The organism is Psychrobacter sp. HII-4, assembly GCF_904846595.1.
GTDB classification, from domain to species: domain Bacteria; phylum Pseudomonadota; class Gammaproteobacteria; order Pseudomonadales; family Moraxellaceae; genus Psychrobacter; species Psychrobacter celer.
The window spans coordinates 21,695-36,090 of the sequence record NZ_CAJHBJ010000027.1 but is presented as its reverse complement, the minus strand read 5'-3'; the positions used below and the strand labels follow the sequence as shown (position 1 = coordinate 36,090).

Sequence of the window (14,396 nt, the reverse complement as noted above, 5' to 3'; positions counted from 1 at the left end):
TTGAAACATTTTAGGGGCATTGCCACGCGATATGATAAGCTCAAAGATAGCTATGCAGCGGCGGTAATGCTCGCTTGTGTCTTTATCTGGTTGCCCCTGATTTGAATTCTATACACACCCTAGTGAAAAATGCGTTATATGCATCTAAACTGTCTGACAGTGTTATAAAAAAAGAGATACCACAAGTTTTTTCCAAAATTAGTGAGTACTCTAAAGCCCGTTCCGATGTAGACTTAACTATTATTATTCCAGTCTATAATTGTGCTGATCTTCTCGACAGCACCTTGCAAAGCTTAACTCAGTTCAAGAAAATAAACAGTGAAGTATTATTGATGAACGATGGTTCGTCGGACGATTCATTAATGATTTGTCAAAAATATGCTGAGCAATTTGATAATTTTTATATCTTTACTCAGAATAACAAAGGTGCAGGCGTTGCGAGAAATGCAGTTATTCCTCTAGCAATAGGGGAATACACGTACTTTTTAGATGCTGACGATACTATTGAGATAGAAAATCTAGAAGAGGCGGTATTGCAGGCACGAAATAGTAGCAACGATCTTCTTTTGTTCAAATATAAGATTGATTATTTTGATAAGAATAAGTCTAGAGAGATGTTTAATTCGGATCAAAAGATTTGGAATAAATTATTAGTCTCCAGTGATAATAATGATAAAAAAGTACTTGCATCAGGTTTAATTAACTATCCGTGGAATCGCATCATTGCCACGAAGCTATTGCATGATGAAAATATATTCTTTGGCAAAACTGTCGTGCACAATGATGTGCCATATCATTGGCACAGTATTATGGCCTCTGAAAATATTGGCATATTAGATGAAGTGGTGTGTCATCATCGTAAATTTGATGAGCGAGAGCAAATTACTAATATCAAGGATAGTCGGCGATTGATGGTATTAGAAGCGTATCGTCATACTCATCACCTGATCTCAAAGTACAAAGGCTTTGCTCAGCTATTGCCAGTATGGAAAGACTTTATTACTCACTTATTGACGTGGGCAGAAGATAAAATTCCTGATGCCGATAAATCATATTATAACGCTAAACGTATAGATATCTTAAGTGAGCTCAATCATCTATGCAGTAATTCTGATGAGATAGAAATTGGTAATATTGATACCGAAGTCGGGTTTTATAGAATCATAGGTAACAGCATATCTGGGCTACATGCTGAAAACCAAGCAGAAGAAAACCTAGAGTACATATTAAATAACGAATCTAGCGTACAGAATGTCACTAAGTACTTCGTTCTTAATAGAATCTTTGATGACAGTCATAGACACAGATTATTAAAAATATTGAAAGATAAGCATGCGAACTATTTAGAAATAGCTTTTGATCCTGATGTATTCAAAAAGATAGGTTACGACTTTGGTAGTCTCCCAGATAGCTATTACTGGTTTGCTACTAAAAAAGATAAGTGGGCAGAAATCGTATGCAACACAGCCGTTAGAAACTTTAAAAATGCTTATCTTATGAATAACAATGGCGCCAGAAACTTCGCTCTCCAACATGGCAAGAGTCGCTTTGATTGGATAATGCCTTGGGATGGCAATTGTTTTTTACCTGACGATAGCTTTAAAAAGCTTCTATCATCTATGGCAGTTAGAAATGGCTCATATAAATATGTAGCCACTCCAATGCAGAGGGCGACAAGTGAGGACTATATAGACAGGGACGCTCTAGTTACTAATGCGATCGATGAGCCACAGATATCGTTTAGACGAGATGCGAAAGAAGTGTTTAATGAGGACAGAGTTTATGGTAATCAATCTAAAGTTGAATTGTTTAAGCGTTTAGGATACAAGAATGATAGTTGGGATAAGCTGATTAATCTTTATCCTTGGAGAAAACTTAAGTTTATACCTTCGTCTGAGCAAGGGCAACTTATCGAAGCTTCTGGCGTTTTTAGACTATACTCTGGTAATAATCAGGCTGCCACTAATGGTGAGAATAGGTCTCACACTCGCTCATTCGGTATCATAGAGACCATTGATAAGGTAGAGGCAGACCAGATTGCTGCTACTATCACTATGAAAGCAAATCGTATCCAACCCTTACTAGCAACCAAAATAACGACGTTAGCACCTAAAAACAAGCTTGAGAAACTGTTTGAAAATAACTTCTCTAACAAGATTGATGATATTAATAAGCTAAATAGCAAAGATAGAGTCTATGCGGTGGTTTATGCTTTTTCTCAAAGTAAACTGCTTGCAGTACACGCAGCATCAGTGAATATTAAAAGGCTTTACTTTAAGGAAGGCATCGACCTTGCAAATATGGATAAGTTTTGTGCAGTATTGAATAATCTGACGACAGCACTCGTTTGCAGTTTGATAAGCAAGGATTATGTAAAAGCGGTAAAAATCAAGCTAGACTTAGCCATGCTTTTATATTATTACCACTTTAATATGCATGACTTGAATTTTAAAAGCAGTCGTCATGCCAAGCATATTGAACAGATGATCGCGATAGTGACTGATATTTTTGACGAAGTCTTTGAATACTCATTCCATGAAAACTTTAAACACACATTTCAATAATAAAAGACAAAAAGGACTAAATATGAATATCGCAATGGCAGGTGCAGGACTATCGTGTGCCGTGATTGGCAGAGAGCTTGCAGAAAAAGGGCATACTATCACCATATTTGAGGCACGCAGTCATATCGCTGGCAACTGTCACACAGAGCGTGATGAACAGACTGGCGTCATGGTCCATGCCTATGGTCCACATATTTTTCATACAGACAATGAAGAAGTATGGAATTATGTGAATAGATATGCGAAGTTCCAACCCTACACCAATCGTGTGAAGAGTACTACCCAAGGTCGTGTTTATTCATTACCGATTAATTTGCTGACTATCAATCAGTTCTTTGGTGAGACCTTATCTCCTAATGAAGCAAAAAGCTTTATAGAGTCAAAAGCCGATATGAGCATTACCGATCCACAAAGCTTTGAAGAGCAAGCGTTGCGGTTCGTCGGTAATGATCTTTATGAGGCTTTTTTTAAGGGCTATACCAAAAAACAATGGGGGCTGGATCCAAAGAAACTGCCCGCCAGTATCCTAAAGCGCTTGCCTGTGCGTTTTAATTATGATGACAACTACTTCTCGCATCGCTTCCAAGGCATGCCACTAGAGGGCTATAGCGCTATGGTGGCCAATATATTGGATCATCCTAATATCACCGTACATCTAAACAGTGGCTTTGATCGCTCACAAGTAGCAGATTATGATCACGTGTTCTACTCGGGTACGATAGATGGCTATTACGATTATGAATTTGGCCGCTTACCTTATCGTACTTTGGATTTCATCAAAAAATACGCTGAAGGCGACTTTCAGGGCTGTGCTGTGATGAATTACGGTGATGAAGCGGTACCATATACGCGTATCTCAGAGCACAAGCACTTCGCCACATGGGAGGAGCACGATAAGACCGTCTATTTCGAAGAATATAGCCGTGAATGCGAGCCTACAGATATCCCTTATTATCCTATCAATCTATTAGAGGGTAATGAGCTGATTGCTAAATACAAAGATAAAGCGGCACAGGAAGATAAGGTCACCTTCGTAGGTCGTTTGGGTACTTTTAGATATTTAGATATGGATGTAATTATTAAAGAGGCTTTAGAGACAGCCGCTCAATTTACGCTATAGTTAAGGCTGTATTATGAAGCATAAAGAAATACTCTATCTATCTTCTGAAAGTAAACTGGACTTCCAGTCTTTTTTTGATGGTTATGCCTTTTTTGGTATTGACCTAGTGATTGGCAATCAAGGGTTTCAGCAGCTCTCAAAAAAGACAGATAACCGCGATAAATATGAAGATGGCAACTACTTATTGATAGAACGACAAGATAATGACAGCTATCAGCTAAGTCGAGATTATCACGGTTATTATCCGATATTTTACTACCAGTCAGAGGACTATTGGTGCATCAGTAACTCTATCATTTATATGGTCGAGAGATTAAAAGAGCAAGGCCGCTCTATTAGTTTCAACGCACCCAATGTTGAGATATGGAAGAGTCACTTAGCTTTTGCCCTACAGCTGACCTCACATCATACTTTTGTCAATGAAATAAAAGTGCTGCCAGTCAATAGTGATATTGTGATAACTAAAGACCACGCGAATAGCGATATTGCATTGGTCAAAAGAGAGCCAAGTCCAAAGCATAAGCAGAGCTATCGCGAAGCATTGATAGAGTGCTTGGAAGTATGGCGTGGCCGATATCTAACCATTATGTCCAATAACAAAATAGCTTTGCATCACGACCTAACGGGGGGGTTAGATAGCAGATGTTTATTATCATTTATAGTAAGTAATATAGACGCCGCAAAGGGTGCTAATCAAGACAATCAGCTTAGGATTAATTCAGAATCACAACATACAGAAGATTTTAAGATTGCAAAGCGGCTGGTATCGCTATTTGATTTGAGTGTGAATGCTAAGATCAATGACGACTATAAGTCAGCCTCAGTCGATGCTAGCGAGAGCTATGCTGTCTGGAAGTATTTTAATATCGGCCGCTATGCCCCCATTATTTTTCGTCTGACTGATTTTAGCCCCCACTATCTGGAGATGGGCGGTGAAGGTGGTGAGGATAACAGAGCGTTTTATGTTGGCACTGCCGGCGGAAAGTACAGGAGTCTGCCTGAGTATCTAGAAAGATACAAACCGTTTTTTACCTCAGAGACTAGGTATCTGCAATGGATAGATCAGGTAAATCAAAGCGCCTATGCCCTTAATCACGATTATCATATTGGCGTTTCTATATTGCATTATAGAGAGTTTAGATCCAATCATCATACGGCAAAAAACCCTAAAAGTAGATTTAAGGTGGCACCACTCGGTAGCAAGTATTTCGACAGACTGTGCCAACTGAGTGATGACGATGCGCTACAGTCAGGGCAGGTGTTTTATGACGTCTTGTACAATAATCATAAAAAACTACTGTACATACCCTTTGATCGACCTTCTAAAGCCATAAAAGATAAGAATATTAAAAAACTGACAGTCGTAGAGGCAAAAAAAGCAAAAAATCCTGGCATGATATATTGGTCTGATGATGAAACGGCTTCCGATCTGTTTTGTGAGATGCCTATCGAAAGCAGTGATATAGATGTGCGTTCACCACTACAGATATTGCATGATGAGGCGTTAGCATCGTTAAATAATAACCAATCGCTGATTGAATATTATTTTGGAAAACCGGCCGTTGCAGAGTTTTATAAATGTTTTGAGTCCATCGACTTTAAAAAGGCACGCAACAACTTGCATTCTCAGGGAAGCTTTTTGCATGCATTGATGGTGATACAAATCATCAGTGAAGCCAAATAGATTGCATCCCAGAATCATATAAAGCTTTATCACGATAAATATCGTAGCTATAGTAATATCGTTTTACAGGTTGTGTATGATTTTTATATTTAATGCCTTACAGGCAATAAGTGATATTTAGACTCCAAAAAAGGCCCACCATGAAGCATAAAGAAATACTATATCTATCTTCTGAAAGTAAACTGGACTTCCAGTCTTTTTTTGATGGTTATGCCTTTTTTGGTATTGACCTAGTGATTGGCAATCAAGGGTTTCAGCAGCTCTCAAAAAAGACAGATAACCGCGATAAATATGAAGATGGCAACTACTTATTGATAGAACGACAAGATAATGAAAGCTATCAGCTAAGTCGAGATTATCACGGTTATTATCCTATATTTTACTACCAGTCAGAGGACTATTGGTGCATCAGTAACTCTATCATTTATATGGTCGAGAGATTAAAAGAGCAAGGCCGCTCTATTAGTTTTAATGCACCCAATGTTGAGATATGGAAGAGTCACTTAGCTTTTGCCCTACAGCTGACCTCACATCATACTTTTGTCAATGAAATAAAAGTGCTGCCAGTCAATAGTGATATTGTGATAACTAAAGACTACGCGAATAGCGATATTGCGTTGGTCAAAAGAGAGCCAAGTCCAAAGTATAAGCAGAGCTATCGTGAAGCGTTGATAGAGTGCTTGGAAGTATGGCGTGGCCGCTATTTGACTATCTTAGCCAACCATCAGATGGGGCTATGGCATGACTTAACAGGTGGTCTGGATAGTAGGTGTCTGTTTTCGTTCATGGTCAATCACCTAGTGATGGCAAAGGATGCAAATCATAATGGTAGACTCCGAGTAAATTCGAACCCAAAGCATACAGAGGATTTTAAGATTGCAAATCGGCTGGTATCGCTATTTGATTTGAGTGTGAATGCTAAGATCAATGACGACTATAAAGCAGTCAAAGTGCCCGCTAGCGAGAGCTATGCTGTCTGGAAGTATTTTAATATTGGTCGCTATGCACCCATTGTTTTTCCTCTAACAGACTTTAGCCCTCACTATATGGAGATGGGCGGTGAAGGTGGTGGGGATAACAGAGCGTTTTACTTAAATCAATCTAATAGTAAGTATGCCACGCTGCTTGAGTTTATAGAAAAAAGATATAAAAGGTTTCTTTCTACAGAAGAGCGATATGAAGATTGGATAAGCCAAATAGAGAAGGCTTGCTTTGAACTTGAAAGTGACAGTCAAATTGATATCTCTATTTTGCATTATAGAGAGTTTAGATCTACTTGCCATACCATCAAAAATCCCAAAAGCCGATTTAAACTGGCACCGCTCGGTAGTAAGTACTTTGATAGACTTAGCCAACTGAGTGATGAGGCAGCCTTGCAATCTGGTCAAGTGTTATATGATATTATCCATAATAACTGCGCTGAGCTACTCTATATCCCATTTGACAAGCCAGAAAAGGCAATGACAGATACCAATATAAAAAACCTATCTGATGTGATGGTAAACACTCCGACAGAGCCAGGCGGTATCTATTGGTCTAATGATGAGGCTGTCTCCGATCTATTCTATGAGCTTCCTATCGAGCCTATCAGTGATCAGACCACCTCGCCGTTACAGATACTACATGACAAAGCTTTATCGTCATTGCACAGCAATCATGACCTGATTGAATACTACTTTGGCAAACCTTACATAGATTTTTTCCAAGAGAAATTCGATACGACTGACTTTAGAAATTCAGGCCAACATTTACATGCCAAAGGCAGCTTTTTACACGCATTGATTCTCATTGAGTTTTTGAGTGATTTTAAAGAGTAAATGAGAGATGGGCATTATAATCAATACGTATTATTTTTCATAAGTGAGCAATATATATTATGCAAAAAGATTTAATCAAAGAGCTGTGTCTGACGCAAGATCTAATAGATATAGCAGGTACTGGAACTGCATCACAAAGCTCAACGTCTAAATGGTCCAAAGAAAATGATGCTCAGCGAGCAGTTAGCGGTAAAGAATTTAAGGATTTTGCCTTTCATACAGATATGGAGACAAATCCATGGTGGCAGGTTGAGTTTGAAATGCCAGTTGCCGTTGAATATATTATTATAAACAACCGTAAAAGAAGTCCTTTTGATGAGAGAGCCTCTGAATTGAGTATTGTTGCTTACGATAATGAAGATAATGAAAAACTATTACATTCAGGGACAATGTATTTTGGTAGTGAGGATCGAGGTTGTCCTTTAATTATTCCTTTGAAAGGTAATGTTTCATTAAAAAAATTAAGAATAACCTTATTAAAAGAAGATTACTTACACTTATCTAATATTAGTTTCTTAATATCAGACCCTTTAAGGTCTTTTGGTGATAAACCGGTTTTTATTGCTAACCGTGGAGATGGGCTAGGTGAACGGCTCAGAGCCTTATTAAATAGTATGGTGCTGGCAAAAGAGTTTGATGGTCATTTTATATTTTCTTGGCCTCTGTCGTTCTCAAAGAGTGAGTTTCATGCTATTGATAATCCTGAAAATGTGTTTGGTCGTGATTTTATAGATAGTTATTTAGTTACAAGAGACGTATTGAATAGGTGTGAAATAAAAGATTTAAGAAATACAATGGATTTTATATCTTGTGATAATGATGACTATAAAAAGATAGGTATTAATTTAGATCAAAATTCTCTTAAAAACCAAATCAAAGATAAAAACCTACAACCAAAAAACCTAATCTCAGAATATAAACTAGCTTTTGAAAAAATAAATTTTAATGAAGGTGTAACTGAAGCAATCAATCTAGCTAAGTCAGTACAACTAAAAGATAAAGTATTAGGTATACACTTAAGAACAGGCGATATTGTTTATAGTGATTACAGATATATGGATAGATACTATAACAAAGTAGTGCCATTTTATACTGTTGAAAGCTTGATAACGCGATACTTGGAAATGGGTTATGATATTGTTTTATTTAGTCTGGATAGTAGTGCTTGTCGATATTTTAAAGATAAATATGGAGTTGTAATATCTAATGATTTAATACCAGAAGAATATGATGATATACAAAGAGCATTTTTTGATATAGTTTTAATGTCTCGCTGTACAGAAATAGTTGGCGGCTTATCAGGCTTTGCTATCTTATCTTCTTGGATTGGGGGTAGTAAAATTTCAACATATAAAAAAATCTTGTCTGAAGAAGAGATAAAATCTTCTTTTACTCATTCACTGAGCGAGAATGGTGTTTTATCTTCAGGTTTTATTTCTCCTTTACTAAAGTCGTTTTCAATTGCCCACTACTTACAGAGTTTTAAAGACTTCAGTTCTATAATAGAGAGAATTGAACTGCTCAAAAAATGTATAGAAATTGATAATGGTAATAATTATTATAGACTACTGCTAGCTTTAGATTATTATAAAGAAAAAAACTTTAGTGCGGCAGATGGTATATTACTTGAAGCCGTAAATAGTACAGATAAAAGCAATATCAAGTGGTTGGCTAAAACAAAATTTCCTAAAATTACTATCTTATCTATATATACTTTAGAGCTTGAAAAATATGCTTCACAAGGCAGTATAGTTGCAGCTTATGTTGCTTTTTTAAGTCGCTATTATTATGATGAAATTGATATGAATATCGCTTTTTATAAGGATTTTATTCAAAAACAACATAATAATAAAAACTCTATAGATACTGAATTTTTGAAAGAAATTCAGGAAAAAGTAAACTTAAAAGCTGAAAATTTATAAAAAGGAAAAGTAAATGAAAAAAGCATTAATTACAGGTGTAACGGGTCAGGATGGTAGCTACCTAGCAGAGCTGCTACTTGAAAAGGGTTATGAAGTGCATGGTATTAAGCGCCGTGCCTCATCTTTTAATACTCAGCGTGTCGATCATATCTACCAAGACCCACATGAAAGAAATAAGAACTTTCATCTACATTATGGTGATCTGACTGACTCTTCTAACTTAACTCGCATACTTTCAGAAGTACAGCCAAATGAAGTGTATAACCTTGGAGCTCAGAGCCATGTAGCGGTGAGCTTTGAGTCACCAGAGTATACTGCCGATGTTGATGCTATCGGTACACTGCGCTTACTAGAGGCCATTCGCTTTTTGGGATTGGAAAAAAAGACTAAATTCTATCAAGCCAGTACCTCTGAGCTTTATGGTTTAGTTCAAGAAGTACCGCAAAGTGAGACGACACCTTTTCACCCACGCTCTCCATATGCAGTAGCAAAAATTTATGCCTACTGGATCACCGTAAACTATCGTGAAGCTTATGGTATGTATGCTTGCAATGGTATTTTGTTCAACCATGAGTCCCCACGACGTGGTGAGACATTCGTTACTCGAAAGATTACTCGCGGACTGGCCAACATTGCGCAAGGCTTGGATAGCTGCCTATATATGGGTAATATTGATGCCTTACGTGACTGGGGACATGCCAAGGACTACGTCCGTATGCAGTGGATGATGCTACAGCAGGATGTGGCAGACGATTTCGTCATTGCAACCGGTGTGCAGCATAGCGTAAGAGAGTTTATCAACTGGTCAGCAGCTGAGCTTGGTATTACCTTACGCTTTGAAGGTGAAGGCGTCGATGAAGTCGGTATCGTCACTGACATCACAGGTGATAATGCACCAGCGCTCAATGTGGGTGATGTGATCCTAAAGATTGATCCAAGATATTTCCGTCCCGCTGAAGTAGAGACCTTGCTGGGTGATCCAAGTAAAGCTAAGAAAAAGCTTGGCTGGACGCCAGAAATTACGGTACAAGACATGTGTGCGGAGATGGTACAAGAAGACCTAAAAACCGCTAAGCGTCATGCTTTATTAAAAGAGCATGGTTACGACGTAGCTTTAACTATAGAGTAATTATCATGAAAAAAGTATTCGTCGCAGGACACAAGGGCATGGTAGGTTCAGCCATCACCAGACAACTATCACTAAGTAATGATATTGAAATCATTACTTGCGAAAGAGGTAAGGTTGATCTTGTCAATCAATCACAAGTGCTGGATTTTCTTCAGAACAATAAAATAGACGAGATATATCTAGCAGCTGCGAAAGTAGGTGGAATTCAAGCAAATAATAATTATCCAGCTGACTTTATTTATGAAAACCTGATGATTGAAGCAAATATTATTCATGCAGCGCACCTAAATGATGTGCAAAAATTGCTGTTTTTGGGTTCAAGTTGTATCTACCCTAAGCTTGCTGAGCAACCGATGCAAGAGACGGCATTATTAACAGGCACATTAGAAGAAACAAATGAGCCCTATGCAATCGCTAAGATAGCAGGAATTAAGCTTTGTGAGAGCTATAATCGACAGTATGGACGCGATTATCGAAGCGTTATGCCGACCAATTTATACGGTGTTAATGATAACTTCCATCCAGAAAATAGCCACGTTATCCCAGCTTTATTAAGACGTTTTCATGAAGCGAAACTCAACCAACTGCCCGAAGTCATCGCTTGGGGCACTGGTCGAGCGATGAGAGAGTTTTTGTATGTTGATGATATGGCAGCTGCTAGTATTTTCGTCATGAATTTAGATAAAACAATTTATGACAAACATACAGAACCGATGTTAAGTCATATTAATATCGGGACAGGCGTTGACTGCACGATTAAAAAGTTAACAGAGACGATTGCCAAGGTCGTAGGGTATACGGGTGATATTGTGTGGGATAGTTCAAAACCTGATGGTACACCTCGTAAACTGATGGATGTCAATCGATTAAAGTCACTAGGGTGGCAATATAGCATCGATTTAGAGCAAGGACTTAAGCAGACTTACGATTGGTTCTTAGATAATCAAGAAAGCTTTAGAAAATAGTATTATGTATTTAGATGACTCGAAGTTTGAAATTGTTATTCAGAACACGCCTTTAGTATCGATTGATCTAATCATTAAAAATGCTCAAGGTCAGGTATTATTAGGGAGAAGGAACAATCGCCCAGCACAGGGGTACTGGTTTGTGCCTGGTGGTCGTATTCGCAAAAATGAGACGCTAGCTCAAGCATTCAAGCGTTTGACATGCGCTGAGCTAGCTCAAGAGTTTTTATTGGGTGAGGCATGCTTTTTAGGCGTGTTTGAGCATCTGTATGCAGACAGTGTTTTTGATAGTGAAATATCAACGCATTATATCGCTCTAGGGTACCAGCTGATTGTGGATGTTAGCTTTGATACGCTTCCTTTGGATCAGCATCATAAGTATCAATGGTTTGCGATAAACGACTTACTCAATGACGCTCATGTACACGAAAATACCAAAGCATATTTTTAGCATCAATAACCGACTCCCAATCAATTTAGGATAAGTATTATGATTCTCCCGATAATTATGGCAGGTGGAACGGGAAGCCGTTTATGGCCGTTATCACGTGAGCGCTTTCCTAAGCAGTTTCAAAAGCTATATGGTCAGACAACGATGCTGCAAGCGACTGTATTACGGCTACAAGGTTTGGAGTGTTTACCGCCATTGGTTATCTGTAATGAAGAGCATCGCTTTATCGTCGCTGAACAGTTGCGACAAATCGGGCAATTAGACCATAATATTATTCTTGAGCCTACAGGCAAAAACACCGCACCAGCAATCGCGCTTGCCGCTATTTACGCTGCAAAGCACGAAGACAATCCTGCTTTATTAGTTTTAGCGGCTGATCATGTAGTCTTAGATGAAGATGCCTTTCGTGCAGCGGTTGTACAAGCGCAAGTACCTGTAAAACAAGATAAGCTTGTTACTTTTGGCATTGTGCCTCAGGCTCCTGAGACGGGCTATGGGTATATTAAGTATAACCCCAATGCTGGTGAGCAATCAGGGTTTACAGTCGAGCAGTTTGTTGAAAAGCCTGACTTGGCTACAGCTAAAGCCTATCTAGATAGCGGCAACTACCTATGGAATAGTGGTATGTTTGCCTTCAAAGCACAAAATTACTTGAACGAATTAAAAAATCACCGTCCAGACATTTATAGTGCTTGTAGCAATGCCATGCAAAGTGTTGATATTGACTTGGATTTTATACGTATAAATAAGGAAAGTTTCTTTGACTGTCCTGCCGAGTCAATAGATTATGCGGTCATGGAAAAAACGACTAATGCAATTGTCATTGCGATGGATGCGGGTTGGAGCGATGTAGGTGCATGGTCGTCTCTATGGGAAGTTTCTGACAAAGATAAAGATGATAATGTCATAACAGGCGATGTGCTGACTGTTGATAGTCATAATAATTATATATTTGCAGAAACAGGATTAGTAGCGACAGTGGGCTTGGATAATACTATTGTTATTCAAACTAAAGATGCAGTGCTAGTCGCATCCAAAGATAAGTCGCAAGAAGTCAAGCGTATTGTCAACCAACTAAAAGCAGATAAACGTCAGGAACATAGTGTCCACCGTGAGGTCTATCGGCCTTGGGGTAAATATGACTCTATCGATAGTGGCCATCGTTATCAAGTTAAGTGCATCACGGTCAAACCTAATGAAAGGCTGTCTGTACAAATGCACCATCATCGTGCTGAGCATTGGATTGTAGTATCAGGTACCGCTAAAGTCATCGTTGATGGTCACGAAAAGCTAGTGACTGAAAATGAATCTGTTTATATACCATTAGGTGCGACGCATTGTTTAGAAAACCCTGGTAAGGTTGATCTTGAGATGATAGAAGTGCAGGTTGGATCGTATTTGGGGGAAGACGATATTGTCAGATTTGAAGATCGGTATGGTAGAGCATAATATCTTACTTTAACAGTCTCTAATATATAACCAAAGACAATAAATAGGTTTTTTATGAAAATAACCATCGTAGGCACAGGATACGTCGGTCTATCAAATGCTGTATTACTGGCACAGCAGCATACCGTCACTGCATTAGATATCGATCAAGATAAAATCAATAAAATCAATCAGCGTCAGTCACCTATCGATGACAAAGAAATAGAAAACTTTCTAGCTCGTAAAGAGTTAGATCTGCATGCGACGACAGACAAAGTACAAGCTTATACCGATGCAGACTATGTATTGATAGCCACACCGACCAACTATGATACAGACACCAACTGCTTTGATACTAGTAGTGTCGAAGCCGTCATCAAGGACGTACTGGCAGTCAATCCCAATGCCTTGATTATCATCAAATCCACCATCCCTGTTGGCTTTACGCAAAGAACGAAAAGAAAACTAGGTATTGATAACCTTGTCTTTGCTCCTGAGTTTTTACGTGAAGGCAAGGCGCTATACGATAATCTATACCCTTCACGTATCATCGTCGGTGAGCGGTCAGATCGTGCTCAGGTATTTGCACAGATGGTGGCAGAGTGTGCAGTGAAAGAAAACCCTGCTATTTTATTAACCAATAGCGCTGAAGCGGAAGCCATCAAGCTATTTGCCAATACCTATCTGGCGCTGCGGGTCTCTTACTTCAATGAGCTGGATACTTATGCTGTGGTGCATGGATTAAATACCGAACAAATCATCAAAGGCGTCTGTCTAGACCCAAGGGTAGGAGATTTTTATAACAATCCCTCCTTTGGTTACGGTGGTTATTGCCTGCCCAAAGACACACAGCAGCTACTGGCCAATTATGAAAACATACCGCAGAACTTAATACAGGCGGTGGTATCCTCAAACAATACTCGTAAAGAGTTTATCGCTCATGATATTATGTCGAGCAAACCCAAAACCGTGGGTATTTATCGCCTTATCATGAAAGCAGGCTCTGATAATTTTCGTGCATCAGCTATCCAAGGCATCATCGAGCATTTAAAAAGGTTGGGTGCGACTGTCATTATCTACGAGCCAAAGTCTGATGAAGACAGCTTTTTAGAATGTGAGATGGTGGATGAGCTAGAAGTATTTAAGCGTAGAGCAGATATTATCGTAGCCAATCGACTGTCAGAGGACTTATCAGGCAGCTTAGAGAAAGTATATACTCGAGATCTATCTGGTTCGGATTATTGATTAGGTCGCGATTTGGAGTACTTTTTTTATGTCAAAAACAGACAGTTTACTCAAGCATTAGCAGTGTTAAC

Annotated in this window: 10 protein-coding genes and 1 pseudogene; all 11 read left to right on the top strand. The window is 38.7% G+C overall.

Going from position 1 to position 14,396, the window contains the following annotated elements:
- Nucleotides 1-105, top strand: a pseudogene (locus tag JMX98_RS10970) (IS5/IS1182 family transposase); the annotation flags it as partial.
- Nucleotides 102-2,564, top strand: a complete 2,463-nt coding sequence (locus JMX98_RS10965; RefSeq protein WP_201586625.1) for a glycosyltransferase family 2 protein — start codon at nucleotides 102-104, stop codon at nucleotides 2,562-2,564. The pseudogene JMX98_RS10970 and the gene JMX98_RS10965, both read left to right, overlap by 4 nt.
- 22 nt (nucleotides 2,565-2,586) lie before the next feature.
- The gene (gene glf / locus JMX98_RS10960; protein ID WP_201586623.1) at nucleotides 2,587-3,684 is read left to right on the top strand and encodes a UDP-galactopyranose mutase; all 1,098 of its coding nucleotides are present in this window, start codon (nucleotides 2,587-2,589) and stop codon (nucleotides 3,682-3,684) included.
- A 13-nt stretch (nucleotides 3,685-3,697) separates the two neighbouring features.
- Nucleotides 3,698-5,368 carry a hypothetical protein gene (locus JMX98_RS10955; RefSeq protein ID WP_201586616.1) on the top strand — a complete coding sequence of 557 codons (1,671 nt, stop codon included), beginning with the start codon at nucleotides 3,698-3,700 and terminating at the stop codon, nucleotides 5,366-5,368.
- A gap of 140 nt (nucleotides 5,369-5,508) precedes the next feature.
- Entirely contained in the window at nucleotides 5,509-7,185 is a 1,677-nt protein-coding gene (locus tag JMX98_RS10950; protein ID WP_201586613.1) for a hypothetical protein, read from the top strand.
- Between the two features lie 59 nt (nucleotides 7,186-7,244).
- The gene (locus JMX98_RS10945) at nucleotides 7,245-9,107 is read left to right on the top strand and encodes a discoidin domain-containing protein (protein WP_201586612.1); all 1,863 of its coding nucleotides are present in this window, start codon (nucleotides 7,245-7,247) and stop codon (nucleotides 9,105-9,107) included.
- A gap of 13 nt (nucleotides 9,108-9,120) precedes the next feature.
- Complete coding sequence (gene gmd, locus JMX98_RS10940) at nucleotides 9,121-10,236, top strand: GDP-mannose 4,6-dehydratase (protein ID WP_201586611.1); 1,116 nt, start codon at nucleotides 9,121-9,123, stop codon at nucleotides 10,234-10,236.
- Between the two features lie 5 nt (nucleotides 10,237-10,241).
- Nucleotides 10,242-11,201 carry a GDP-L-fucose synthase gene (fcl, locus tag JMX98_RS10935; RefSeq protein WP_320157766.1) on the top strand — a complete coding sequence of 320 codons (960 nt, stop codon included), beginning with the start codon at nucleotides 10,242-10,244 and terminating at the stop codon, nucleotides 11,199-11,201.
- Between the two features lie 4 nt (nucleotides 11,202-11,205).
- A complete protein-coding gene (locus tag JMX98_RS10930) occupies nucleotides 11,206-11,652 on the top strand; it encodes a GDP-mannose mannosyl hydrolase (RefSeq protein WP_201586604.1) in 447 nt (148 codons plus the stop codon).
- 39 nt (nucleotides 11,653-11,691) lie between these two features.
- The gene (locus JMX98_RS10925) at nucleotides 11,692-13,101 is read left to right on the top strand and encodes a mannose-1-phosphate guanylyltransferase/mannose-6-phosphate isomerase (RefSeq protein WP_201586602.1); all 1,410 of its coding nucleotides are present in this window, start codon (nucleotides 11,692-11,694) and stop codon (nucleotides 13,099-13,101) included.
- Nucleotides 13,102-13,155: 54 nt separating this feature from the next.
- Complete coding sequence (locus JMX98_RS10920; RefSeq protein WP_201586600.1) at nucleotides 13,156-14,325, top strand: nucleotide sugar dehydrogenase; 1,170 nt, start codon at nucleotides 13,156-13,158, stop codon at nucleotides 14,323-14,325.
- The last annotated feature ends 71 nt before the right edge of the window (nucleotides 14,326-14,396 follow it).